Source organism: Halomonas rhizosphaerae, assembly GCF_030012485.1.
Classification (GTDB): domain Bacteria; phylum Pseudomonadota; class Gammaproteobacteria; order Pseudomonadales; family Halomonadaceae; genus Halomonas; species Halomonas rhizosphaerae.
In genome coordinates, this window is record NZ_JASCQQ010000007.1 from 302,972 (window position 1) to 325,728 (window position 22,757).

General features: G+C 67.1%; 21 protein-coding genes and 8 tRNA genes. 23 read left to right on the plus strand and 6 right to left on the minus strand.

All coding sequences use genetic code 11. From position 1 onward, the window contains the following. Positions 1 to 89 precede the first annotated feature (89 nt). From QLQ86_RS03785 to QLQ86_RS03830, 10 genes are all read left to right on the plus strand, one after another. Complete coding sequence (locus QLQ86_RS03785) at positions 90 to 812, plus strand: alpha/beta family hydrolase (RefSeq protein ID WP_282815939.1); 723 nt, start codon at positions 90 to 92, stop codon at positions 810 to 812. Between the two features lie 136 nt (positions 813 to 948). After that, positions 949 to 1,024 (plus strand) — tRNA-Val (locus tag QLQ86_RS03790). A gap of 42 nt (positions 1,025 to 1,066) precedes the next feature. Further along, positions 1,067 to 1,143 (plus strand) — tRNA-Asp (locus QLQ86_RS03795). 28 nt (positions 1,144 to 1,171) lie between these two features. After that, a tRNA-Asp gene (locus QLQ86_RS03800) sits at positions 1,172 to 1,248 on the plus strand. Between the two features lie 39 nt (positions 1,249 to 1,287). After that, positions 1,288 to 1,364 (plus strand) — tRNA-Val (locus QLQ86_RS03805). 3 nt (positions 1,365 to 1,367) lie between these two features. Further along, positions 1,368 to 1,444 (plus strand) — tRNA-Asp (locus QLQ86_RS03810). 174 nt (positions 1,445 to 1,618) lie between these two features. Then, a complete protein-coding gene (locus QLQ86_RS03815; protein WP_282815940.1) occupies positions 1,619 to 3,631 on the plus strand; it encodes an NADPH-dependent 2,4-dienoyl-CoA reductase in 2,013 nt (670 codons plus the stop codon). Positions 3,632 to 3,893: 262 nt separating this feature from the next. Next, positions 3,894 to 5,816 (plus strand): PrkA family serine protein kinase, encoded by a 1,923-nt coding sequence (locus QLQ86_RS03820; RefSeq protein WP_282736922.1) that lies wholly within the window; start codon positions 3,894 to 3,896, stop codon positions 5,814 to 5,816. A gap of 15 nt (positions 5,817 to 5,831) precedes the next feature. Then, positions 5,832 to 7,118, plus strand: coding sequence for a YeaH/YhbH family protein (locus QLQ86_RS03825; protein ID WP_282815941.1), 1,287 nt, complete (start codon positions 5,832 to 5,834; stop codon positions 7,116 to 7,118). Between the two features lie 30 nt (positions 7,119 to 7,148). After that, positions 7,149 to 8,699, plus strand: coding sequence for a SpoVR family protein (locus tag QLQ86_RS03830; protein ID WP_282815942.1), 1,551 nt, complete (start codon positions 7,149 to 7,151; stop codon positions 8,697 to 8,699). A gap of 63 nt (positions 8,700 to 8,762) precedes the next feature. Here QLQ86_RS03830 and QLQ86_RS03835 read toward each other — a convergent pair whose 3' ends face one another. Beyond that, positions 8,763 to 9,077, minus strand: coding sequence for a high-potential iron-sulfur protein (locus QLQ86_RS03835; protein WP_282815943.1), 315 nt, complete (start codon positions 9,075 to 9,077; stop codon positions 8,763 to 8,765). A 217-nt stretch (positions 9,078 to 9,294) separates the two neighbouring features. Here QLQ86_RS03835 and QLQ86_RS03840 point away from each other — a divergent pair, with 217 nt between their 5' ends. The 3 genes from QLQ86_RS03840 (at position 9,295) to QLQ86_RS03850 (ending at position 11,078) form a co-directional block, all read left to right on the plus strand. Then, positions 9,295 to 9,768 carry a methylated-DNA--[protein]-cysteine S-methyltransferase gene (locus tag QLQ86_RS03840; protein WP_282736918.1) on the plus strand — a complete coding sequence of 158 codons (474 nt, stop codon included), beginning with the start codon at positions 9,295 to 9,297 and terminating at the stop codon, positions 9,766 to 9,768. Between the two features lie 114 nt (positions 9,769 to 9,882). Further along, positions 9,883 to 10,158, plus strand: a complete 276-nt coding sequence (locus QLQ86_RS03845; RefSeq protein ID WP_023004511.1) for an Lrp/AsnC family transcriptional regulator — start codon at positions 9,883 to 9,885, stop codon at positions 10,156 to 10,158. A 53-nt stretch (positions 10,159 to 10,211) separates the two neighbouring features. Continuing rightward, positions 10,212 to 11,078, plus strand: a complete 867-nt coding sequence (locus QLQ86_RS03850) for a DNA/RNA non-specific endonuclease (RefSeq protein WP_282815944.1) — start codon at positions 10,212 to 10,214, stop codon at positions 11,076 to 11,078. Between the two features lie 87 nt (positions 11,079 to 11,165). Here QLQ86_RS03850 and QLQ86_RS03855 read toward each other — a convergent pair. From QLQ86_RS03855 to QLQ86_RS03865, 3 genes are all read right to left on the minus strand, one after another. Next, a tRNA-Leu gene (locus QLQ86_RS03855) sits at positions 11,166 to 11,252 on the minus strand. A gap of 41 nt (positions 11,253 to 11,293) precedes the next feature. Beyond that, positions 11,294 to 11,380 (minus strand) — tRNA-Leu (locus tag QLQ86_RS03860). Positions 11,381 to 11,457: 77 nt separating this feature from the next. Next, positions 11,458 to 11,544, minus strand: a tRNA-Leu gene (locus tag QLQ86_RS03865). A 236-nt stretch (positions 11,545 to 11,780) separates the two neighbouring features. Here QLQ86_RS03865 and rnr point away from each other — a divergent pair. The 9 genes from rnr (at position 11,781) to QLQ86_RS03910 (ending at position 19,518) form a co-directional block, all read left to right on the plus strand. Continuing rightward, complete coding sequence (gene rnr / locus QLQ86_RS03870) at positions 11,781 to 14,150, plus strand: ribonuclease R (protein WP_282815945.1); 2,370 nt, start codon at positions 11,781 to 11,783, stop codon at positions 14,148 to 14,150. After that, positions 14,150 to 15,010: a 23S rRNA (guanosine(2251)-2'-O)-methyltransferase RlmB gene (gene rlmB / locus QLQ86_RS03875; RefSeq protein ID WP_282815946.1), complete on the plus strand. Its 861-nt coding sequence runs from the start codon at positions 14,150 to 14,152 to the stop codon at positions 15,008 to 15,010. The genes rnr and rlmB overlap by 1 nt, the downstream gene beginning before the upstream one ends. 172 nt (positions 15,011 to 15,182) lie before the next feature. Then, entirely contained in the window at positions 15,183 to 15,554 is a 372-nt protein-coding gene (gene rpsF / locus QLQ86_RS03880; protein ID WP_040185479.1) for a 30S ribosomal protein S6, read from the plus strand. Between the two features lie 34 nt (positions 15,555 to 15,588). Next, entirely contained in the window at positions 15,589 to 15,816 is a 228-nt protein-coding gene (gene rpsR / locus QLQ86_RS03885; protein ID WP_013333281.1) for a 30S ribosomal protein S18, read from the plus strand. Between the two features lie 13 nt (positions 15,817 to 15,829). Beyond that, the gene (locus QLQ86_RS03890; protein WP_282815947.1) at positions 15,830 to 16,681 is read left to right on the plus strand and encodes a YybS family protein; all 852 of its coding nucleotides are present in this window, start codon (positions 15,830 to 15,832) and stop codon (positions 16,679 to 16,681) included. 16 nt (positions 16,682 to 16,697) lie between these two features. Further along, the gene (rplI, locus tag QLQ86_RS03895; protein ID WP_282736913.1) at positions 16,698 to 17,144 is read left to right on the plus strand and encodes a 50S ribosomal protein L9; all 447 of its coding nucleotides are present in this window, start codon (positions 16,698 to 16,700) and stop codon (positions 17,142 to 17,144) included. Positions 17,145 to 17,328: 184 nt separating this feature from the next. Further along, a complete protein-coding gene (gene dnaB, locus QLQ86_RS03900) occupies positions 17,329 to 18,717 on the plus strand; it encodes a replicative DNA helicase (protein WP_282736912.1) in 1,389 nt (462 codons plus the stop codon). Between the two features lie 70 nt (positions 18,718 to 18,787). Beyond that, positions 18,788 to 19,081, plus strand: a complete 294-nt coding sequence (locus QLQ86_RS03905; protein ID WP_040185486.1) for a hypothetical protein — start codon at positions 18,788 to 18,790, stop codon at positions 19,079 to 19,081. 134 nt (positions 19,082 to 19,215) lie between these two features. Then, positions 19,216 to 19,518: a DUF6482 family protein gene (locus QLQ86_RS03910; RefSeq protein WP_282736911.1), complete on the plus strand. Its 303-nt coding sequence runs from the start codon at positions 19,216 to 19,218 to the stop codon at positions 19,516 to 19,518. A gap of 2 nt (positions 19,519 to 19,520) precedes the next feature. On the opposite strand, the gene QLQ86_RS03915 is transcribed toward QLQ86_RS03910, so the two are convergent. Further along, complete coding sequence (locus QLQ86_RS03915; RefSeq protein WP_282815948.1) at positions 19,521 to 19,928, minus strand: thiol-disulfide oxidoreductase DCC family protein; 408 nt, start codon at positions 19,926 to 19,928, stop codon at positions 19,521 to 19,523. Continuing rightward, entirely contained in the window at positions 19,925 to 21,511 is a 1,587-nt protein-coding gene (locus QLQ86_RS03920; protein ID WP_282815949.1) for a cryptochrome/photolyase family protein, read from the minus strand. Before QLQ86_RS03920 ends, QLQ86_RS03915 begins: the two co-directional genes overlap by 4 nt. 113 nt (positions 21,512 to 21,624) lie before the next feature. On the opposite strand from QLQ86_RS03920, the gene hemH reads away from it, so the two are divergent. Continuing rightward, positions 21,625 to 22,713 carry a ferrochelatase gene (gene hemH / locus QLQ86_RS03925; protein WP_282736908.1) on the plus strand — a complete coding sequence of 363 codons (1,089 nt, stop codon included), beginning with the start codon at positions 21,625 to 21,627 and terminating at the stop codon, positions 22,711 to 22,713. Positions 22,714 to 22,757: the final 44 nt, after the last annotated feature.

A 22,757-nucleotide genomic window follows, 5' to 3' on the forward strand; every position in this document is an offset into this window, starting at 1 on the left:
CAGGTCTTTAACCAACGCTGATTCTAGCGCAGGCGTGCGACAAGCTGAACACGCCAATGTGTTGATTCATGAACGAGAAGGGGCTGAAATTGTCAGACCGTTTTTGTCGGGATTTGCCGCCCATCGACCGCCAGACCCTGCAGCGATTGCTGCGCGAGGGCGAGTCCGGTGGCTGGAATATCCAGGGGCTCGGCCCCCTGGAAGTGCGTGGAGAGTGTCGGGCAGGCCGGCTGCTGATGGCCCACGGCGCCGGTGCGGGGCAGGATTCAACCTTCCTGCAACGGTTGCGTGATGCGCTGGCCGGGGTGGGGGTCCAGACACTGGCCATCGAGTTCGCCTACCTGCAGCAGATGCGCCGTGAGGGGCGGCGGCGACCGCCACCAAGGGTCGATCGCCTGGTCGAGGAGCTGGTTCAATGGTGCGACAGCGTGTCGCACCGAGACCTTCCGCCACCCTGGCTGGGCGGCAAGTCGATGGGCGGACGTGTCGCCAGCCTGCTGGCGGCCCGCGACGGTGCCCCTGGCCTGGTGCTGTGCGGCTACCCCTTCCATCCACCCGCCAAGCCCGAGCGCCTGCGGCTTTCCCACTGGCCGCTGCTGGCATGCCCGACCCTGGTGGTGCAGGGCAGCCGAGATCCCTTCGGGACCCGTGACGAGGTGGCGGGCTATGCGCTCCCCGGCACGGTGCGACTGCACTGGCTCGAGGACGGCGACCATGACTGGAAACCGCGTCGCGCCTCCGGCAGGACCCAGGCGGCACTGATCGACGAGGGGGCGGCGGCGATCGCTGCCTTCATGAGCGCCCACGCCTGAAACTCCCGAGCCGCGGGCGGTGCGGGCAAGTCGATGAAAGGGCGGCGGTTCTCCGCTCTGGAGCGCCCCCTGGCGGCGATGCGAAAAGCGTTGACATTGGTCGGGGCCCCTGTAGAATGCAGCGCCACGTGACCGGGGGTGGTTAGCTCAGCTGGGAGAGCACCAGCCTTACAAGCTGGGGGTCACAGGTTCGAACCCTGTACCACCCACCATCGCCTCGGCGATGCCCGATCATGTCGCAGGAAGAGAGCAGCGGACCGGTAGTTCAGTTGGTTAGAATGCCGGCCTGTCACGCCGGAGGTCGCGGGTTCGAGTCCCGTCCGGTCCGCCATCGTCTTCCCTGTCGCAGGTTATCTTGCGGACCGGTAGTTCAGTTGGTTAGAATGCCGGCCTGTCACGCCGGAGGTCGCGGGTTCGAGTCCCGTCCGGTCCGCCATGATGGCATGACGACAGCAGCAAGCTTGCAGTAACGCGTGGGTGATTAGCTCAGTTGGTTAGAGCACCAGCCTCACATGCTGGGGGTCACTGGTTCGAGTCCGGTATCACCCACCACGCGGACCGGTAGTTCAGTTGGTTAGAATGCCGGCCTGTCACGCCGGAGGTCGCGGGTTCGAGTCCCGTCCGGTCCGCCATCTGCACACGAATTCTTCAGCCCCGAGGCCCTACAGGCCTCGGGGCTGTCTCGTTGGTGCCCGGCTTCCCCTCCCGCTCCTCGCTATCATTGGTCGATGACCCTTTGCGTCATCCGGCTCGACTATCATACAGTTGTTTGAATCGACCGCCGTTCCGACCGTGAGGATCCTGCCGTGAGTGCTTATCCCCAACTGTTCCGATCCCTGCGGGTCGGCCACCTGACACTACCCAATCGGGTGCTGATGGGCTCGATGCACACCAACCTCGAGGAGGCGCCGGGCGGCTTCGCGCGGCTGGCGGCCTTCTATGCCGAGCGGGCCCGGGAAGGGGTCGGGCTGATCGTCACCGGCGGCATCGCGCCCCATCCCGAGGGCGCCGTCTTCGAGGGGGCGGCGACCCTCGAGCGCTCCGAGCAGGTGGCGGACCACCGTGGGGTGGTCGAGGCCGTGCACGAGGCCGGCGGGCGCATCTGCCTGCAGATCCTGCACGCCGGCCGCTATGCCTACACGCCGGAGCTGGTGGCGCCCTCGGCGCTCCAGGCCCCCATCAATCCCTTCACGCCCCGGGCGCTCGACGGCGACGAAGTCGAGGCACGCATCGAAGCCTACGTGCACTGCGCGAAACTGGCCCGGGAGGCCGGCTACGACGGCGTCGAGGTGATGGGGTCGGAGGGCTATCTGATCAACCAGTTCATCTGTCCCCGCACGAACCATCGCGACGATGCCTGGGGAGGCAGCCTCGAGAATCGCCTTCGCTTCCCGGTGGAGGTCGTGAAACGCATCCGTGAGGCGGCGGGGAGCGACTTCCTGCTGATCTTTCGGCTGTCGATGATCGACCTGGTGGAGGAGGGCAGTACCTTCGAGGAGGTCGTCGCCCTGGGGCGCGCCCTCGAGGCCGCCGGCGCCAACCTGATCAACACCGGCATCGGCTGGCACGAGGCGCGCATCCCCACCATCGTCACCAGCGTGCCGCGGGCCGCCTTCACCGAGGTGACCCGGCGCATGAAGGCCGAACTCTCGGTGCCGCTGATCACCACCAACCGCATCAACATGCCGGAGGTCGCGGAGCGGGTGCTCGCCGAGGGGCACGCCGACATGGTCTCCATGGCGCGGCCCTTCCTGGCCGACCCCGCCTGGGTAAGCAAGGCCGCCGCGGGACGCGGCGAGGAGATCAATACCTGCATTGCCTGCAACCAGGCCTGCCTGGACCAGGTCTTCCTGGGGCGGGTGAGCTCCTGCCTGGTCAATCCGCGTGCCTGCCACGAGACGGAGCTGGTGGTCGCCCCGACCGCTGAGCCGAAGGCCATCGCCGTGGTGGGCGGCGGTCCCGCCGGGCTAGCCACCGCGGTTACCGCGGCCGAGCGCGGCCATGCCGTGACCCTCTTTGAGCGCGGCACCGAACTGGGCGGGCAGTTCAACCATGCGCGGCGGATTCCCGGCAAGGAGGAGTTCGACGAGACCCTGCGCTACTACCGGGTAAGACTCGACAGGCTGGGCGTCACGGTGCGCCTGGGGTCCGAGGCGGATGTCCAGGCCCTGCGCGACTTCGATGCGGTGGTCCTGGCCACCGGCGTGCGACCGCGCAGGCTCGAACTGCCGGGCAGCGACCACCCGAAGGTGATCGGCTACCCGACGGCGATCACCCATCCCGAGCGGGTCGGCCGGCGCGTGGCGATCATCGGCGCCGGGGGCATCGGCTTCGACGTGGCGGAGCTCTTGACCCACGCCGGCGACGCCGCACCGGCGGTCGCGACCTGGTGCGACGAGTGGGGGGTGGATCTCGGCGTGGCGCAGCGTGGCGGCCTCAAGGCGGCAGAGCCTCGCGCGAGCCCCCGGCAGGTCACCCTGCTGCAGCGCAAGACCAGCAAGCCGGGCAAGGGGCTCGGCAAGACCACCGGCTGGGTGCATCGGGCCTCGCTCAAGCATCGCGGGGTCGAGACGCTGGTCGGCTGCGAGTATCTCGGCATCGATGACGAGGGGCTGCATATCCGCCTCGATGGCGAACCGCGGTGTCTCGAGGTCGATACCATCGTGGTCTGCGCCGGGCAGGAGCCGGTGCGTGAGCTGCTCGCGCCGCTGCAGGCGGCCGGGATGGGAGTGCATGTCATCGGCGGTGCCGACGAGGCGGCGGAGCTCGATGCCCGACGGGCCATCGAGCAGGGAACCCGGCTGGCCGCACGACTCTGACGCCGATCGCGGCCGCCTGTTCTCGCCAGCCGTTGACCGCCCGCCGGCCTCCTCCGGCGGGCTGCGTCGTTTCAGCGTTTAATCTTTCGTGATTCCTCATGAACCGAGTGGCGCTCGCCGGGCTCTCAGGGGGGAGGGCTCGGGTGCGTTGATTGGTGAGGCAAACCGTTATCCGCTGATGCTGTCTACGCTGATGAGACCCCACCCTGGCTTGTCACCACCATGTCGAGTGGCTGGGGAACCGGGCATACAGGAGGCATCGATGAGCATCTTCGATCATGTGCAGAACCGCTTCGCTCGCGTCCAGCAGGAAGAGATGAGCCTGCAGGAGTATCTGGAACTCTGTCGCCAGGAGCCCGTGGCCTATGCCTCGGCGGCCGAGCGTATGCTGGAGGCCATCGGCGAGCCAGAGGTGATCGATACCGCGAAGGATCCGCGGCTGTCCCGCATCTTCTCCAACAAGGTGATCCGCCGCTATCCGGCCTTTGCCGAGTTCTACGGCATGGAGGAGGCCATCGAGCAGATCGTCGCCTACTTTCGCCATGCCGCCCAGGGGCTCGAGGAGCGCAAGCAGATCCTCTATCTGCTGGGGCCGGTGGGGGGTGGCAAGTCATCCCTGGCCGAGCGGCTCAAGCTGCTGATGGAGAAGGTGCCCTTCTATGCCATCAAGGACTCGCCGGTCTACGAGTCGCCGCTGGGCCTGTTCTCCCCGGAGGAGGACGGCGAGCTGCTGGAGAAGGAGTACGGCATCCCCCAGCGCTACCTCAAGAGCGTGATGTCGCCCTGGGCTGCCAAGCGCCTCAAGGAGTACGGGGGGGACATCTCCCAGTTCCGGGTGGCGCGTCTCTATCCCTCGCGGCTCAACCAGGTGGCCATCTCCAAGACCGAGCCGGGCGACGAGAACAACCAGGACATCTCCTCGCTGGTGGGCAAGGTGGACATCCGCCAGCTCGAGCTCTACTCCCAGGATGACCCGGACGCCTACAGCTTCTCCGGCGGGCTGTGCCGTGCCAACCAGGGGTTGATGGAGTTCGTCGAGATGTTCAAGGCGCCGATCAAGGTGCTGCATCCGCTGCTGACGGCGACCCAGGAGGGCAACTACAACCCTACCGAGGGCATGGGGGCGATCCCCTTCGACGGTGTGGTGCTGGCCCACTCCAACGAGAGCGAGTGGCAGACCTTCCGCAACAACCGCAACAACGAGGCCTTCCTCGACCGGGTCTACATCGTCAAGGTGCCCTATTGCCTGCGGGTCACCGAGGAAATCAACATCTACAAGAAGCTGCTTGAGCACTCGTCGCTGGCCGAGGCGCCCTGTGCACCGGATACCCTGCGCATGCTGGCCCAGTTCTCGGTACTCTCCCGGCTCAAGGAGCCGGAGAACTCGAGCATCTATTCCAAGATGCGGGTCTACGACGGCGAGAACCTCAAGGACACCGACCCCAAGGCCAAGTCGATCCAGGAGTACCGCGATGCGGCCGGGGTCGACGAGGGCATGGAGGGGCTGTCGACGCGCTTCGCCTTCAAGATCCTCTCCAAGGTGTTCAACTTCGACAACCACGAGGTCGCGGCGAACCCGGTTCACCTGCTCTATGTGCTCGAGCAGCGCCTGGAACAGGAGCAGCTGCCCCGGGAGACCTTCGAGCGCTACCTGCGCTTCATCAAGGAGTTCCTGGCCCCGCGCTACGTCGACTTCATCGGCAAGGAGATCCAGACCGCCTATCTCGAGTCCTATTCCGAGTACGGCCAGAACATCTTCGACCGCTACGTCACCTATGCCGACTTCTGGATCCAGGATCAGGAGTACCGCGACCCCGAGACCGGCGAGTTCCTCGACCGCCAGGCCCTCAACGAGGAGCTGGAGAAGATCGAGAAGCCGGCGGGCATCTCCAATCCCAAGGATTTCCGCCACGAGGTGGTCAACTTCGTGCTGCGGGCCCGTGCCCAGAACAACGGCATGAACCCCAGCTGGCAGTCCTATGAGAAGCTGCGTGGGGTGATCGAGCACAAGATGTTCGCCAACACCGAGGAGCTGCTGCCGGTGATTTCCTTCAACGCCAAGGCCTCGACGGCAGACCAGAAGAAGCACGAGGACTTCGTGGCACGCATGGTCGACCGCGGCTACACCGAGAAGCAGGTGCGCCTGCTCTCCGAGTGGTACCTGCGGGTACGCAAGTCGCAGTAGGCCGAGGAGGTCGTCATGACCTATTTCATCGATCGTCGAGCCAATGCCAAGCACAAGAGCGCGGTCAACCGCCAGCGCTTCCTCGACCGCTACCGCACCCATATCAAGCGGTCGGTCGAGGAGGCGGTGAACCGTCGCTCGATCACCGACATGGAGCGCGGCGAGAAGGTCTCGATTCCCGCCCGGGACATCTCCGAACCGGTCTTCCAGCACGGCCCGGGGGGCAAGCGCACCATCGTCGCGCCGGGCAACAAGGAGTTCGTCGAGGGGGACCGGCTGCGCCGACCCGGCGGCGGGGGCGGTGGAGACGGTGCCGGGGAAGGCGGGGCCTCCAACCAGGGCGAGGGCATGGACGAGTTCGCCTTCACCCTGAGTCGCGAGGAGTTCCTCGACTTCGTCTTCGATGGCCTGGAGCTGCCCCACCTTGAGCGCAAGAACCTGGTGGACCTCGACGAGGTGCGTCCGGTGCGTGCGGGGGTGTCGAAGGAGGGCGTCCCGGCGCGCATCAACATCGTGCGCTCCATGCGCGAGGCCCAGGCCCGTCGCATTGCCATGCGGGCGCCGATCCGCCGGGCGCTGCGCGAGGCCATGGAGGCACTGGCCGAGGAGGAGCGCAAGGACCCGGTGCTGCGCAACCCCGCCCGCATCGCCGAGCTCAAGGGAGAGATCGAACGGCTGGAGAAGCGCCTGGAGGCGGTGCCCTTCATCGATACCTACGACCTGCGCTACAACAACCTGATCGACCAGCCGCAGCCCTCGAGCAAGGCGGTGATGTTCTGCGTGATGGACGTCTCGGGGTCCATGACCCAGGCCCACAAGGACATCGCCAAGCGCTTCTTCCTGCTGCTCTATCTCTTCCTCGAGCGCAACTACGAGAAGGTCGAGCTGGTCTTCGTCCGCCACCATACGGCGGCCAAGGAGGTCGACGAGGAGGAGTTCTTCTATTCCCGCGAGACCGGCGGCACCATCGTCTCCAGCGCCCTGACGCTGGTCGACGAGATCATCGAGGCACGCTACCCGCCCGGGCAGTGGAACCTCTACGTGGCGCAGGCCTCGGACGGCGACAACTGGGACGACGACTCCATCACCTGTCGCGACCTGCTCGTCGAGCGCCTGATGCCGCGGCTGCAATACTTCACCTACGTGGAGATTACCCCCCATGCCCACCAGGCGCTGTGGGAGGAGTACGAGCGGGTGGAGGCCGAGTATGCCGAGCGCTTCGCCATGCGCCAGATCGTCGAGGCCGGGGACATCTATCCGGTCTTCCGCGAGCTGTTCAAGCGCCGCATTGCCAGCACGTGATCACCAGAGCAGGCGGCCCGAGGAGGCAGCATGACCCGACGCAAGCCCATTGCCACCGGATCCGACTGGAACTTCGAGATCCTCGACGCCTTCGAGGAGGAGATTGCACGCCTGGCGGACGAGTATCGCCTGGACACCTATCCCAACCAGATCGAGGTCATCACCACCGAACAGATGATGGATGCCTATGCCAGCGTGGGCATGCCGGTGGGCTATCACCACTGGTCCTTCGGCAAGCAGTTCCTGGCCGTGGAGCAGGCCTATCGCCGTGGCCAGATGGGGCTCGCCTACGAGCTGGTGATCAACTCCGACCCCTGCATCGCCTACCTGATGGAGGAGAACACCCTGATGATGCAGGTGCTGGTCATGGCTCACGCCTGCTATGGCCACAACTCCTTCTTCAAGGGCAACTACCTGTTCCGTACCTGGACGGATGCCTCTTCCATCGTCGATTACCTGGTGTTCGCCCGGAAGTACATCGGTGAGTGCGAGGAGCGCCACGGTGTGGCCGCGGTGGAGCAGCTGCTGGATGCCTGCCACGCCCTTCAGAACTATGGCGTCGACCGCTACAAGCGCCCCTCGCCGGTCTCCGCCGCCGAGGAGGCGCGGCGCCAGAAGGAGCGCGAGACGCACCTCCAGGCCCAGGTCAACACCCTGTGGCGCACCATCCCGGGCCGCCCGCGCGGGGATGCCCTGCCCGGCATGGCCGACGAGGAGGATCCGCTGGGCCTTCACGAGGGCGGTCGCTATCCCCCGGAGCCCCAGGAGAACCTGCTCTACTTCATCGAGAAGAACGCCCCGCTGCTGGCCCCCTGGCAGCGCGAGGTGGTGCGCATCGTGCGCAAGCTGGCCCAGTACTTCTATCCCCAGCGCCAGACCCAGGTGATGAACGAGGGCTGGGCGACCTTTTGGCACTACACCCTGATGAACCGGCTCTACGAGGAGGGCCTGGTGGATGAAGGGCTGATGCTGGAGTTCCTGCAGTCGCATACCGCGGTGGTCAACCAGCCGGCCTTCGACAGCCCCTACTTCAGCGGCATCAACCCCTATGCGCTGGGCTTCGCCATCTTCACCGACCTCCGGCGTATCTGCGAGGCGCCGACGGAGGAGGACCGGCAATGGTTCCCCGACAGCGCCGGTGGCGACTGGCGGGAGACCCTGGAGTTCGCCATGAAGAACTTCAAGGACGAATCCTTCATCCAGCAGTTCCTCTCACCCAAGGTGATCCGCGACCTCAAGCTGTTCACGGTGGTCGACGACGATCAGGAGGAGATGCTGGAGGTGGCGGCGATCCATGACGAGCGTGGCTATCGGCGCATTCGCGAGTCCCTCGCCACTCAGTATGCCCTGGCGGTGCGTGAACCCAATATCCAGGTCTACTCGGCGGACATCCGCGGCGACCGTTCGCTGACCCTGCGCCACGTCCAGGACAGTCGGCGTCCGCTGGCGCGCAGCGTCTACCCGGTCATCCGTCATCTCCACCAGCTGTGGGGCTTCCCGGTGCGGCTGGAGTCGGTGCAGGGCGACGAGGTGGTGCGACGCTACCACTGGCCACTGCCCGAGGAAGAGCGGCGCGACTGAGGCGGCTGAACGGCGAGACCCGCGCCATGGCGCGGGTCTCGTCATTGGGGCCTGACGGCGTAATCAGCTCTGGGCGGACCAGGACTGGCACCAGCCGGCCGGCTCGACGCTGTTCTCCGGGAACAGCTGGCAGCCTTCGTTGTCGGCCTGGAAGAACATGCAGTTGTCACACCGCTCACCCTCCTCGTAGGCCGGATGGTCGCTGGCGTCGCTGGCGTTCTCGACGTAGTTCAGGGCCTGGGCCTGCTCGGCGCTCGGGTCGAGCCGCGGCAGGTCCTGGGCGAAGGCGCTCTTCGACAGGATGCCGGCGCCGAGGGGCAGGGCGGCAAGGCCCAGCAGGCTGTTGCGCATGAAGTCACGACGGCTATGGTCGGCCATGGTCTCTCCTTGTCATCACGGTGGGTCTTGGGGTCACGGTGGGCACGCGTGGTGCCCGTTTCTTCTTGGCGGGTGGTCGAGCCACCTCTTGATCCGACAGGCGCGTCCCTGCGGAGTTCGTTCGGTCAATGGTAGTAAACTGATGGGGGTATCGCGAACCGGTCGGGGTATGTGCGGCAATCCGCCGCACAGCCGCCGGCCCAGGAGGAGGGAGGCCATGGCGTTCACTCGATTTTCCTCGCCGATCGGCGAGATCCTGCTGTGCGCTGGCGCAGCCGGGCTGCAGAGGGTGGTGCTGGCCGCCGAGCAGACACCCGACCCGCCGGGGGAGGTCCGGGACGATGAGGCCCTCAAGGGGGCGCGTGACCAGTTGCTCGGCTACCTCGCCGGGCGCAGGCGTCACTTCAGCGTGGACCTGGCCCCCGGGGGCAGCGACTTCCAGCGGCAGGTGTGGTCGGCGTTGCTGAGGGTGCCCTATGGCGAGACACGCACCTATGGCCAGCTGGCCCGGCAGCTGGGTCGGGAGGGGGCCGCCCGTGCCATCGGTGCGGCCAGTGGCGCCAACCCCTTGCCGCTGCTGATTCCCTGTCACCGCGTGGTGGCCGCCGACGGCCTGGGAGGCTACAGCGGCGGGCCTGATCTCAAGCGCCGCCTGCTGGCCCTGGAGGAGAGCTCCGGTGCCCAGGCATGACCCCTCTGTTCAGCGCCCTCGACGGCGCTGCTATACTCGCGCCAGCTGCGGTGGCCACCCGGTCGCCCGCAGAACGAGACGCGCGCACAAGCGCCCATAGCAGGGAGAAGTCCGATGCAGAACGCGGTGATTCTGATCAATGCCGAGAAGGGCCAGGTGAAGGCCGTGGCCGAGCGGCTGGCCGACGTGGAGGGCATCAGCGAGGTCTATTCCACCTGTGGCCGCTATGACCTGGTGGCCATCGCACGGACCCGTGACTTCGAGAGCCTGGCGGAGCTGGTGACCGGACGCCTCAATGCCGTCGAGGGCATTCGCGACACCGAGACGCTCAATGCCATGCAGGTCCACTCCCGGCACGATCTGGAGACCATGTTCTCGCTGGGGTGGTGAGGGAAGGCGTGGGCCGCGTGCCCGCCGTATGATCGGACAGGGAAGGGTCAGGCATGGCAGCAAGACGAAGGCGCGTCGCCAACCGCTGGCGCCGCCAGGCGCGTCGCTTCGGCATCACGGCGCTGTTCGTGGCAGTGGCCGCCGGGCTCTGGCACTTCCAGGAGCGCGAGCTGCGCGACGGGCTCAGCTGGCAGGGCGTCACCACCTGGCAGGAGCTCACCCCGCTGAGCTTCCATCGCGTGTTGCGCAACGACGGCTTCCTGGTGGGGTGGTCCGATGTGCGGGTCAATCCGCTGTGGGTCAGCTATCTGCTGCACGATGTCGAGGACCCGAACGCCGGGCCGCGACCCGGCTTCCAGCGCGACTGGCGCGCGCTGTGGCCGATCTCGCCGGACAGCTACTTCGGCAGCGGCTATGATCGTGGGCATCTCGCCCCCAACTATGCCATCGCCGCGGTCCATGGCAGTGCGGCGCAGCGCGACACCTTCCTGATGAGCAACATGTCGCCCCAGCGGCCCGATCTCAACCGGCGCCTCTGGCAGCGCCTGGAGGAGGTGGTGATGGATCGCTTCGTGCCACGCTTCGGTACCCTCCAGGTGATCACCGGTCCGGTCTTCCCGGCGTCGTTCCGGGACAACGTGCTCAATCGGGTCGGCCTTGTGGAGGTGCCCGAGGCCTTCTACAAGATTCTGGTGGTGCCGGGCGAGGAGCCGCGCGCCCTGGCCTTCCTCATGCCGCAGCGGGTGGCGGGCGACGAGTCGCTGGATGACTTCCTGGTCAGCATCGATGAGCTGGAGGCGCGCACCGGCCTGGACTTCTTCCCGCAGCTGCCCAAGGCGGCCGCCGTGGCACTGGAGGCCGAGGTGGAAACTGCGGGCTGGGGGCTCGAGGCCGTGGCCAGGCTGCCCGGCCGCTTCTGAATGGCGGACACAAAAAAACCGCGAACATGGCGTCGCGGTTTCCTGTGGGGCTGCAATGTTGACTCGGCTGCATGACGCGAGAAGAAGTGGTGCCCAGGAGAGGACTTGAACCTCCACATCCGTAAGGATACTAGCACCTGAAGCTAGCGCGTCTACCAATTCCGCCACCTGGGCGCATCATGCTGTCGTCGTGTTCGCGAGCATCGCGTCTGCGATGGTGCCCAGGAGAGGACTTGAACCTCCACGTCCATAAGGACACTAGCACCTGAAGCTAGCGCGTCTACCAATTCCGCCACCTGGGCGAACACGAGCGATCCGAGCTGACAAAGAGCATGGGAGCGAACTCCCGGGTATCCGTTCGAGAGCGACGGGATACCGATGGTGCCCAGAAGAGGACTTGAACCTCCACGTCCGTAAGGACACTAGCACCTGAAGCTAGCGCGTCTACCAATTCCGCCATCTGGGCAGGCGAGGCGTATGGTACCCGATTCGTTTGCCGATGCAAGCGGATCTGGCCCCGCCATCCAGGATTTTTTGTCGCGCGCCACGCGTCGGCGGCGCCGCCATGGTTGGGTGATGGGGGCACCGGCGCTATACTGCGCCCATGACAATCGACCCGAAATCCCAGATGCCACGCGCCGGACGTCGTCCCCGCGCCCTTTCGATCACGCTGCTCCCGATGCCGCCAAGGATGCCCACCGCATGACCCACTGGACGCTCAGCGACGATCCGCACGCCAAACGCGAAGCCCACAAGTACGACAAGCCCGCTCCCAGCCGCGAATACCTGCTCGCCCGCCTGGAGGAGGCCGGCAAGCCGCTTACCCACGAGGCGATGAGCCAGCAGCTGGGCCTCGACGACGAGGAGCTCCAGGAGGCCGTGCGCCGGCGCCTGGCGGCGATGGAACGCGATGGCCAGGTGCTGCGAAACCGCCGCGGCGCCTATGCGCTGATCGACAAGCTCGACCTGATCAAGGGCAAGGTGCTGGGGCACCGCGACGGCTTCGGCTTCCTGCTGCGCGACGACGGCAAGAAGCCCGACCTGGTGCTGCCGCCGCGGCAGATGCGCCGGGTCTTCCACGGCGACCATGTGCTGGTTCGGGTGAGTGGGCGCGATCGTCGGGGCCGCGACGAGGCCACCATCGTCGAGATGCTCGCGCGCAACACCCAGACCATCGTCGGCGTCTACCGCGCCAATACGCCGGAATTCGGGGTGCTGATCCCTGAGAACTCCCGCATCACCCAGGAGATCATCATTCCCCACAGCGCCTGTGGCGGGGCCCAGGATGGCCAGGTGATCTCGGCGAAGATCGTCCAGCAGCCCGAGACCCGGGTGCAGCCGGTGGGCGAGGTGGTCGAGGTGCTCGGTGAGCGCATGGATCCCGGGATGGAGATCGACATCGCCATCCGCAGCTACGAGATCCCCGCCGAGTTCCCGCCGGACGTCCACGACCAGATCGCCGGCATGTCCGCCGAGGTGGCCGAGCAGGACAAGCACCATCGCATCGACCTGCGCCACGTGCCGCTGGTGACCATCGACGACGAGAGCGCCAAGGACTTCGACGACGCCGTCTGTGCCTGGAAGACCAAGTCGGGCAGCTGGAAGCTGCTGGTGGCCATCGCCGACGTCTCCCATTACGTGCGGCCCGGCAGTGCCCTGGACCAGGAGGCGATCACCCGCGGCAACTCGGTGTACTTCCCGGGTCAGGTGGTGCCGATGCTGCCGGAGCTGCTCTCCAACGGGCTCTGTTCGCTGAACCCGGCCGTCGACCGCCTGGCGCTGGTCTGCGAGATGAACATCTCCCAGAGCGGGGCCATCAGCCGCTACCGGTTCTACGAGGCGGTGTTCCAGTCCCATGCGCGCCTCACCTACAACAAGGTGGCCGCCATCCTCGACGACGAGGGGGAAGAGGGCGACGCCCTGCGCGAGGAGTACCGCGAGCTGGTGCCGTCGCTGAAGAACCTGCACGCCCTCTACCGGCTGCTGCGCGAGGCCCGGGTGGAACGGGGCGCCATCGACTTCGAGACCACCGAGACGGCCATCGTTTTCAACGACGAGCGCAAGATCGAGAAGATCGTCCCGCGCTCGCGCAACGACGCCCACAAGATCATCGAGGAGTGCATGCTGGCGGCCAACGTGGCCACCGCGCGCTTCCTCGACAAGCACGACCTGCCGGCCCTCTATCGCATCCACGAGAAGCCTTCGCCGGAGCGCCTCGACAAGCTGCGCCTGTTCCTCAACGAACTGGGCCTGTCGCTCGGCGGCGGCGACGACCCCAGCCCCCAGGACTACCGTGACCTGGCCGAGGCGATCAAGGGGCGTGACGATACCGACGTCATCCAGACGGTGATGCTGCGCTCCATGAGCCGGGCGGTCTATTCGCCGCAGAACGATGGCCACTTCGGCCTGGCCTATCCGGCCTATGCGCACTTCACCTCGCCGATCCGGCGCTACCCGGACCTGCTGGTCCACCGCGCCATCCGCTCGGTGATCCGCGGCCCGCGCCAGACCAATACCGTGCTGCGTGCCGAAGGGGCCAGCGTGGAACCCCCCAGCAAGTGGGCACCCTACACCTTCGAGCAGATGCTCGAGCTCGGCGAGCACTGCTCGATGACCGAGCGGCGTGCCGACGACGCCACCCGCGACGTGGAGGACTGGCTCAAGTGCGAGTTCATGTCCGACAAGCTCGGCGAGGTCTATGACGGCAGCATCGCCTCGGTCACCCAGTTCGGCATCTTCGTGCGCCTCGACGAGGTGTTCGTGGAAGGGCTGGTGCACGTCACCTCGCTGCCTTCCGACTACTACCACTACGAGCCCGAGAAGCACCGCCTCAAGGGCGAGCGCAGCGGCATGAGCTACCGCCTGGGCGACGGCGTCACCGTGCAGGTGGCTCGCGTCGACCTGGACGAGCGCAAGATCGACTTCGAGCTGGCCGACGACAAGCCGCGTCCCAAGCGCCAGCCGCGCAAGCGTCGCGGCGGCGACAAGGCGGGCGACGGCAAGCCGGGTGACAAGTCGGGCAAGAGCGGCCGGCGTCGGCGTGGCCCGCGTCGCTCGAGGGCGCGCGGCTGATGGCGGCAGGTCGCAAGCCCCGGCACGACAGGACGCCGGGGCAGGAGAGCAGGGCCCGGCGTCACGCCGGCAGGGAGTCGCCTCGCGCGCCCGCCCCGCCCGGGGGGCTCGAGGCGGTGTTCGGCGTGCATGCGGTGCGGGCGCTGCTCGACCGCGGCGAGGTGCCCCGCGAGCTCTGGGTCCAGGAGGGCAGTGCCGGCACGCGCTTGGCCGAGCTGGTCGAGGTGGCCCGCCAGGGCGGTGCGCGTCTCCACTCCCGTCCTCGGGACGAGCTCGACCGCCTCGCCCAGGGGGCCGCTCACCAGGGCATCATCGCCTTCGCCACGCCGCTCGCCTTCGAGGGCGAGACCTCGCTGTGGCTCAGGCTCGAGGGCTGGCCCCATGAGCCCCCCCCGCTGCTGCTCGTGCTCGACGGCATCACCGACGTGCACAACTTCGGTGCCTGCCTGCGCAGCGCCGATGCCGCGGGGGTGCACGGGGTAATCGTGCCCAAGGACAAGGCGGCGCCGCTCAATGCCATGGTGCGCAAGGTGGCCTGCGGGGCCGCCGAGAGCATGCCGGTCTACCAGGTCACCAACCTGGCCCGCGCCATGGCCAGGCTCAAGGCGCTCGGCGTGTGGATCACCGGCACCGCCGGCGAGGCCGAGGCGAGCCTCTTCGAGGCCGACTTCACCGGCCCCACGGCGCTGGTGATGGGGGCCGAGGGCAAGGGGATGCGCCGCCTCACCCGCGAGGCCTGCGATACCCTGGTCAAGCTGCCCATGGCCGGCGGTGTCTCCAGCCTCAACGTCTCGGTGGCCACCGGCATCTGCCTGTTCGAGGCGGTGCGCCAGCGCCAGGGGCGCGCGCCGGGCGACTGAGCGACGCCCGCCTTGCCAGTCGGGCCGCAGATCATTAGAATACTTGCGCCCGCTCGTCCTGCGAGCGGGTCTTTCTGTCTTCTGACAACCCGTCTTTTGACAATCACTCCTTGCTTCCCCTGAGCGATACGCGTTCGCCATTGAGGAAGCTGCCAAACCGCAAGGAGATCCCATGCGTCACTACGAGATCGTCTTCATGGTCCACCCGGACCAGAGCGAGCAGGTCCCGGCCATGGTCGAGCGCTATACCGGCCTCGTCACCGAGAACGGCGGCACCGTGCATCGCCTCGAGGATTGGGGCCGTCGCCACCTGGCCTACCCGATCAACAAGATCCACAAGGCTCACTACGTGCTGATGAACGTCGAGTGCAGCGGCGAGACCCTCGACGAGATCGAGAACATCTTCCGCTTCAACGACGCCATCATCCGCAGCCTGGTGGTTCGCGCCAAGGAAGCTGTCACCGAGGCCTCGCCGATGATGAAGCCGGTGGAAGAGAAGCGTGTCCGTCGCGACGAGAAGCCGCGCAGCACCGAATCCGCCTGAGCCACCCCATCGCACCTCTGAAGGAGTCTTCCCCATGGCACGCTTTTTCCGTCGCCGCAAGTTCTGCCGTTTCACCGCCGAAGGCGTGAAGCAGATCGACTACAAGGATCTGGACACGCTGAAGGCCTACGTCACCGAGACCGGCAAGATCGTTCCCAGCCGCATCACCGGGACCAAGGCCCGTTACCAGCGCCAGCTGTCCACCGCGATCAAGCGGGCACGCTACCTGGCGCTGCTGCCCTACACCGACAGCCACCAGTAAAGCACTGCGCGTGATGTTGCCCGTCGCCCGCTGGATGATGCGCGGCACGCCCCACGCCGCGGCCGGGGCGGCCGTGGCCACCGCGATTCCCTGGCTGTTCTGGCTGGGGGCCGCCGTGGCGGGCCTGGTCACCCTGCGACACGGCCTGGCCGCGTCGCTGCCGGTGATCATCGCCGCGGCCGTGCCGGCCGGCTGGTGGTGGACCCAGGGGGACGTCATCCCGCTGGCCAGCGTGCTGCTGGTGGTGCTGATGGCGGTGGTGCTGCGCGCCCGGCTGCGCTGGAGCGAGGCGCTCCTCGCCGGCACCCTGGCCGGGGCGGCGATGATCCAGCTGGATATCTTCCTGCCGCCGGGCGGGGCAGGGCCGGTACTGGAGCAGCTGCGCCAGGGCTCGCCGGACATCGCGTCGATGCTCGCCGAGCTCTCCCGCCAGGGCATGGACACCGAGCAGCTGGCCGGCCTGCTGATCAGCGGCGTGACCGCGCTGATCGTGCTGCTCGCCGCCGTGGCCTGCCTGGCCCTGGCGCGCGGCTGGCAGGCCGGGCTCTACAACCCCGGCGGGTTCCGCGAGGAGTTCCACGTCCTGCGCCTGGCGCCCCGTGAGCTCGCCGTGCTGGTGGTGCTCGGGGTACTGGGAGCCGTGCTGCAGCTCCCCGCCCTGGGCATGCTGGCCTGGGTGCCGCTGCTGGTGGCCGGCATCGCGCTGGTGCATGGTTTTATCGGATTGAAGGGAATGAACGGGCTGTGGCTGGTCGCCTTCTATGTGCTGCTGATCACCACCTGGCCCATGATTCTCATCGTGCTGCTCGCGGCCTTCATCGACACGTTCGCGGACTTCCGCGGACGACTGGCCCGCAGCCACTGACAAGAGGTTTACGAGAATGGACGTCATTCTGCTCGACAAGATTGGCAAGCTGGGCGGTCTGGGTGACCAGGTCACCGTCAAGCCTGGCTACGGCCGCAACTACCTGGTGCCCTATGGCCTGGCCGTGCCGGCCACCAAGGAGAACATCCAGGCCTTCCAGGCCCAGCGTGCCGAGCTCGAGGCCCAGGCCGCCGAGCGCAAGGCCGTGGCCGAGGCGCGTGCCGAACAGCTCAACGACATCGAACTGTCGCTGGTCTCCAAGGCCGGTGACGAGGGCAAGCTGTTCGGCTCGATCGGTCCGCGTGATCTGGCCGAGGCCATCTCCAGCGCCGGGCTCGAGGTCGCCAAGAGCGAAGTGCGCATGCCGCAGGGCCCGATCCGCCAGACCGGCGAGTACGACATCGACCTGCACCTGCATGCCGAAGTCGACGCCACCGTCCGTGTGGTGGTCGTGGCCGAGTAAGGCCTGCGCGACGGCACGCCCGCCGGGGCGTGCCGCGACAGGGGGGCGAGGAGTGAATCCTCGCCCCCTTTTCGTGTGATGCGTCCTGTCACGAACAGGTGTTGTCGTCCTGCCTCGGGCATGGGGTCGGGGCGTGCCATCGCGTAGAATGATCCTGCCCCTTTCCCCTGAAGGTCCGCGCACCATGAACGAACCCCTCACCCTCGACCGGGAAACCGCTGCCCTCAAGGTGCCGCCGCATTCGCTGGAGGCCGAACAGTCCGTGCTCGGCGGCCTGATGCTCGACAATCAGGCCTGGGACAACGTGGCCGACCGTCTGGTGGCGGATGACTTCTATCGCTACGAGCACCGCCTGATCTTCAACGTCATGGCCGGCCTGGCCGAGGCGGGGCGCCCGCTGGATGTGGTGACCCTCTCCGAGGCGCTGGAGGGGCGGGACCAGCTCGATACCGTGGGTGGCCTGGCCTACCTGGCGGAGCTGGCCAGGAGTACGCCGTCCGCCAGCAATATTCGCGCCTATGCCGACATCGTTCGCGAGCGTGCCACCCTGCGCAAGCTGATCCGTGCGGCCAGCCAGATCGCCGATGGCGCCTTCAGCCCCCAGGGGCGCCCCGCCGACGAGCTGGTCGACGAGGCCGAACGGCTGGTGTTCCAGATCAGCGAGGAGCGCCCCAAGTCGGGGGGGCCGATCGGCATGAGCGAGCTGCTGACCAAGGCGGTGGATCGCATCGACGAGCTGTTCAACCTGCAGGGCGAGATGACCGGGCTCTCCACCGGCTTCCGCGACCTGGACGAGATGACCTCGGGGCTGCAGCCCTCGGACCTGGTGATCATTGCCGGCCGCCCCTCCATGGGCAAGACCACCTTCGCCATGAACCTGGTCGAGCATGCGGTGATCGCCAGCGACAGGCCGGTGATGGTGTTCTCCATGGAGATGCCCGCGGACTCGCTGATGCTGCGCATGCTCTCCTCGCTGGGGCGCATCGACCAGACGCGGGTGCGTACCGGCCAGCTGGAGGATGAGGACTGGCCGCGCCTGACCTCGGCGGTCAATCTGCTCAAGGACAAGCAGCTGTTCATCGACGACACCGCCGCGCTCTCGCCCAACGAGATGCGCTCGCGGATCCGTCGCGTGGTGCGCGAGCACGGTAACCTCGCGCTGATCATGATCGACTACCTGCAGCTGATGCAGATCCCCGGCTTCTCCGAGAACCGCACCGGCGAGATCTCCGAGATCTCCCGCTCGCTCAAGGGGCTGGCCAAGGAGTTCGGCTGCCCGGTGGTGGCCCTCTCCCAGCTCAACCGCTCGCTGGAGCAGCGCCCCAACAAGCGCCCGGTGATGTCGGACCTCCGCGAGTCCGGGGCCATCGAGCAGGATGCCGACATCATCGGCTTCGTCTATCGCGACGAGGTCTACAATCCGGATAACCCCGACAATCAGGGGTTGGCCGAGGTGATCATCGGCAAGCAGCGTAACGGCCCCATCGGCACCGTGCACATGGCGTTCATCGGCAAGTACACCCGCTTCGAGGACCTGGCCCCGGACAGCTACCGCGAGGCCTTCGGCGAGTGACGGCGCCCTTGAGTCCCGTGACCGGCCCCGTATAATGCCCAGCCCTCGAATCACACAGGAAGGAGGCACCATGGCAGGCGGATTCCGACGCGGCAATCGCCGGCGTACCCCGAAGCTCGAGGGGCGAGGCGAGCTCCAGTCGATGGAGCGTGAAGGCCCCTTCAAGGAGTGGCTGGGGATGCCTGACCTCTACCGCTATCACCTGGTGGTGGACGGCGAGGCCTACAGCTACCAGACCGAGGATGCCGAGCTGCCGGTCCAGGTCGGCGACCGAGTGGTGTTCCGCTACAAGGAGACCAAGGCCGGCAACTGGGTGGACCGCAACTCCCTGGGCAAGGCGATCGATCCTTCCGAATATCAGTAGGTCCGGAACCTGACGAAGCGGTCAGGGTCACATCAAGGTAATGTCGACGACACGATACCGTCATCGGGTGCAGTCAGGCTGTGCCCGTTCTTGTATCTCGACATCATCGCCCCGGACATCAGGAGGAAGGACCCATGGAATTCCAGGAATTGAAAGCCTTCGTGGCACGCCACGACAACTTCGAGATCCGCGTGATCGGCCATGCCGGCAGCCGGTTCTACCAGGTCGAGCTGGAGGACGTGGAGGGACAGCGTCACATGCTGACCCGTGCCGCCAAGCCGATCCTCTTCCGCTCGCTGGATGACGTCTATCTGGAGCTCAAGCGCGCCGGCATCCACCGTGCCTATCTGGTCCAGCAGGTGCCCCACGACGAGATGATCGGGCGCGAGACCCACTATCAGGACCCGCTGACGTCGCGCATGCCGCTGGTCTTCTGACCCTATCCCTTGTCCTTGCCCTGCCGCCGCCGTTGCAGCCAGCGCCCCAGGCGCAGGCGGCGGCGGGCGAACCAGCGATACCCCGCATCCATCATGCCCGCGATCCCCGGCAGGGTGCTCAGCCACACCAGCCGGCGATAGCCCAGCACCGCGTAGAGCGCGCGGCTGGCATCCATGCCGATGTACCAGCGCCCCCCGGCGTCGCGGACGTGCAGAAGGCCCATCATCGCCTCGACGCTGGTGCCGAGCGCCGCGGCGTCGAAGTCCGCTGCCTGGATATCCACCAGCCTGACCCGCGCGCGGCGCGGGTGACGCGCCAGCCAGGCCACCTCGCGCTGGCAGAGCGGGCAGTGACCATCGTGGTAGAGGGTCGCCGGGGCGCGGGCCTGGAGGCTCTCGCGTCGTGTCATGGGATCAACTCCTGAGTGGCGTCGTAGCCCGCCCGGTGCACGCCCTGGCCATAGGCGGGGGCGGTGTCGAGTCGCGCCAGGAAGGCCTCGGCCTGCTCGCGCATGGCCGCGCGCTTGTCATCGCTCATGCGCCGCAGGCTGGCGTAGATCAGCGACATGCGCGGGTTGCCGCTCAGGGCGTCGGCATGGCGTTCGAGGAAGGCCCAATACAGGCTGTTGAAGGGACAGGCGTCGGGGCCCGTGGCCTGCTTCGGGTCGAAACGGCAGTGCCGGCAGTGGTCCGACATGCGGTCGATGTACTTCCCCGAGGCGCAGTAGGGCTTGGAGCCCATCAGTCCCCCATCGGCATGCAGCACCATCCCCAGGGTGTTGGGCAACTCCACCCATTCGCAGGCATCGGCGTAGACGGCCAGGTACCAGTCGCACAGCGCCTCGGGTGCCACGTCGCAGAGCAGCGCGAAGTTGCCGGTGACCATCAGCCGCTGGATATGGTGGGCATAGGCCTGGTCGCGGGTCATCTCGATGGCGCGCCTCAGGCAGCGCAGGTCGGTGTCGCCGCTCCAGAAGGCGGCCGGCAGGCCACGGCTCGCCCCCAGGGCGTTGCGACGCTTGTAGGCGGGCATCCGCGTCCAGTAGAGGCCGCGCACATACTCCCGCCAGCCCAGCACCTGACGGATGAAGCCCTCCACCGCGTTGAGCGGTGCCTCGCCGCGGTAGTAACGAGCCTCGACCGCCTCGCACACCTCCCGGGGCGAGAGCAGGCCCAGGTTGAGGGCCGCGGATAGCCGGGAATGGAAGAGGAAGGGCTCGGCGTCGCTGATCGCGTCCTGAAAGCGGCCGAAGTCGGGGAGAAGACGCTCGAGAAAATGGCGCAGGTCACCCAGCGCCTGACGGCGCGTTACCGGCCAATGAAAGTTCTCCAGAGTGCCGAAATGCGCGGGGAAATGCTCCGCCACCAGCGCCAGCACGGCCTTGGTGGTCTCGTCCCGGCCGTGACGGGGCGGCGGGGGCGGGCGGGTCCCCGTGGACAGCGGCTCGCGATTGTCATGGTCGAAGTTCCACCGGCCGCCTGCCGGCTGGCCGTCCTCCATCAACAGGCCGGTGCGCTGGCGCATCATGCGGTAGAAGTGCGCCATCCGCGGCGCCTTGCGCTTCCGGGCCCAGGCAGCGAACGCCTCCGGCGCCGTGAAGAAGCGGTCATCCTCGATCAGGCGCCAGGGCAGGTCAGCGTCCTCGCGCTCGCGCATCGCCTGCCACAGCCGCCACTCGCCGGGGCGCACGACGCGGACCTCGTCGCAGGCGTAGAGGCCGGCCAGGCGCTCTGCCTCGTCGACCAGCGCCTGGGCATTGTCCGGGTCGTCCAGGGCGCTGTAGTGGACGCGATGGCCCCTGTCGCGAAGCTCGGCGGCGAAGTGGCGCATGGCGGAGAGGATCAGGGCGATCTTCTGGGGATGGTGGGGCACATAGGTGCCTTCGGCGGCCACCTCGCACAGCGCGACCACCGTGTTGTCCGGCAGGTCACGCAGGCTGGCCATGTCATGGCTGAGCTGGTCGCCGAGCAGCAGCACAAGCGGTCGGGGCATGATCCTCTTCTCAAGCTGTACAAATTCCGTTCATAGTACAACTTCATCCCACCCCGGGCGAGCGGGCTGTTAGACTAGGGCGCAATGACTCATCGACCCGAAGGAGCTCCCGCATGACCCCCCCGAACCCGGATAAGGCCTCCCCCGACCTGGATTCACCGGGGAGCGGCCGCCTGGCCCATGCCCCGGCCGACCACCCGGCGGTGGCCAGGCCGAAGGTCGGCGTGGTGCTCGCCAACCTGGGCACGCCGGATGCCACCGACTACTGGTCGATGCGCCGCTACCTGAGCGAATTCCTCTCCGACAAGCGGGTGGTCGACTACCCGGACTGGAAGTGGCAGCCGCTGCTGCAGCTGATCATTCTCTCGCGCCGGCCCTTCAAGTCCGGTGAGGCCTATCGTGGCATCTGGAACACCGAGAAGGACGAGAGTCCGCTGCTGACCATCACCCGCGAGCAGACCCGCAAGATCGCGGCGGGGCTCCACGCGCAGTTCGGCGAGAGCGTGGTGGTGGACTTCTGCATGCGTTACGGCAACCCCGCTACCGACAGTGTGCTGAAGCGTATGCAGGCGGCGGGTTGCGAGCGAATCCTGTTCTTCCCGCTCTATCCGCAGTACGCCTCGCCGACTACCGCCACGGCCAACGACCAGGCCTTCCGCACCCTGATGACGCTCAAGTGGCAGCCGGCGATTCGCACCGTGCCCGCCTATTTCGAGCATCCCGCCTATCTGGATGCCCTGGCGAATTCGGTGCGCGAGGCCTACGACGCCGCCGAGACGCCCCCCGAGGTGCTGGTCGCCTCCTACCATGGGGTGCCCAAGCGCTATCTGCTGGAGGGTGACCCCTACCACTGCCAGTGCCAGAAGACCACGCGCCTGCTGCGCGAGCGGTTGGGCTGGGGGGAGGCGGCGATCCAGACCGCCTTCCAGTCCAAGTTCGGCCCCGAGGAGTGGGTGGGGCCGGCCACCGTGGAGCACGTCGCCGAGCTGGCCCGTCAGGGCAGGAAGCACATCGCGGTGGTGTCGCCGGCCTTCTCGTCGGACTGCGTGGAGACCCTGGAGGAGATCGAGGAGGAGATCCGCGAGAGCTTCCTCGAGGCCGGCGGCGAGACCTTCACCTACATCCCCTGCCTGAATGATCGCGACGACCATATCGCCGCGCTGCTCTCGATCATCGACAACGAGCTGGGCGGCTGGGTGTAGGCCCTGCCGGTCCTTGTCGGTTCCTGTCCACCCTGCCTCGGGCC

Excerpts from the sequence above, each read along its gene's own strand:
- QLQ86_RS03920 (WP_282815949.1), bottom strand. The coding sequence starts at position 21,511 with ATGCCCCGACCGCTTGTGCTGCTGCTCGGCGACCAGCTCAGCCATGAC.
- QLQ86_RS03835 (WP_282815943.1), bottom strand. The coding sequence starts at position 9,077 with ATGGCCGACCATAGCCGTCGTGACTTCATGCGCAACAGCCTGCTGGGC.
- QLQ86_RS03905 (WP_040185486.1), top strand. The coding sequence starts at position 18,788 with ATGGCAGGCGGATTCCGACGCGGCAATCGCCGGCGTACCCCGAAGCTC.
- QLQ86_RS03910 (WP_282736911.1), top strand. The coding sequence starts at position 19,216 with ATGGAATTCCAGGAATTGAAAGCCTTCGTGGCACGCCACGACAACTTC.
- rpsR (WP_013333281.1), top strand. The coding sequence starts at position 15,589 with ATGGCACGCTTTTTCCGTCGCCGCAAGTTCTGCCGTTTCACCGCCGAA.
- QLQ86_RS03825 (WP_282815941.1), top strand. The coding sequence starts at position 5,832 with ATGACCTATTTCATCGATCGTCGAGCCAATGCCAAGCACAAGAGCGCG.
- hemH (WP_282736908.1), top strand. The coding sequence starts at position 21,625 with ATGACCCCCCCGAACCCGGATAAGGCCTCCCCCGACCTGGATTCACCG.
- QLQ86_RS03890 (WP_282815947.1), top strand. The coding sequence starts at position 15,830 with ATGTTGCCCGTCGCCCGCTGGATGATGCGCGGCACGCCCCACGCCGCG.
- QLQ86_RS03830 (WP_282815942.1), top strand. The coding sequence starts at position 7,149 with ATGACCCGACGCAAGCCCATTGCCACCGGATCCGACTGGAACTTCGAG.
- QLQ86_RS03845 (WP_023004511.1), top strand. The coding sequence starts at position 9,883 with ATGCAGAACGCGGTGATTCTGATCAATGCCGAGAAGGGCCAGGTGAAG.
- rpsF (WP_040185479.1), top strand. The coding sequence starts at position 15,183 with ATGCGTCACTACGAGATCGTCTTCATGGTCCACCCGGACCAGAGCGAG.
- rnr (WP_282815945.1), top strand. The coding sequence starts at position 11,781 with ATGACCCACTGGACGCTCAGCGACGATCCGCACGCCAAACGCGAAGCC.
- QLQ86_RS03850 (WP_282815944.1), top strand. The coding sequence starts at position 10,212 with ATGGCAGCAAGACGAAGGCGCGTCGCCAACCGCTGGCGCCGCCAGGCG.
- rlmB (WP_282815946.1), top strand. The coding sequence starts at position 14,150 with ATGGCGGCAGGTCGCAAGCCCCGGCACGACAGGACGCCGGGGCAGGAG.
- QLQ86_RS03820 (WP_282736922.1), top strand. The coding sequence starts at position 3,894 with ATGAGCATCTTCGATCATGTGCAGAACCGCTTCGCTCGCGTCCAGCAG.
- rplI (WP_282736913.1), top strand. The coding sequence starts at position 16,698 with ATGGACGTCATTCTGCTCGACAAGATTGGCAAGCTGGGCGGTCTGGGT.
- QLQ86_RS03915 (WP_282815948.1), bottom strand. The coding sequence starts at position 19,928 with ATGACACGACGCGAGAGCCTCCAGGCCCGCGCCCCGGCGACCCTCTAC.
- QLQ86_RS03840 (WP_282736918.1), top strand. The coding sequence starts at position 9,295 with ATGGCGTTCACTCGATTTTCCTCGCCGATCGGCGAGATCCTGCTGTGC.
- dnaB (WP_282736912.1), top strand. The coding sequence starts at position 17,329 with ATGAACGAACCCCTCACCCTCGACCGGGAAACCGCTGCCCTCAAGGTG.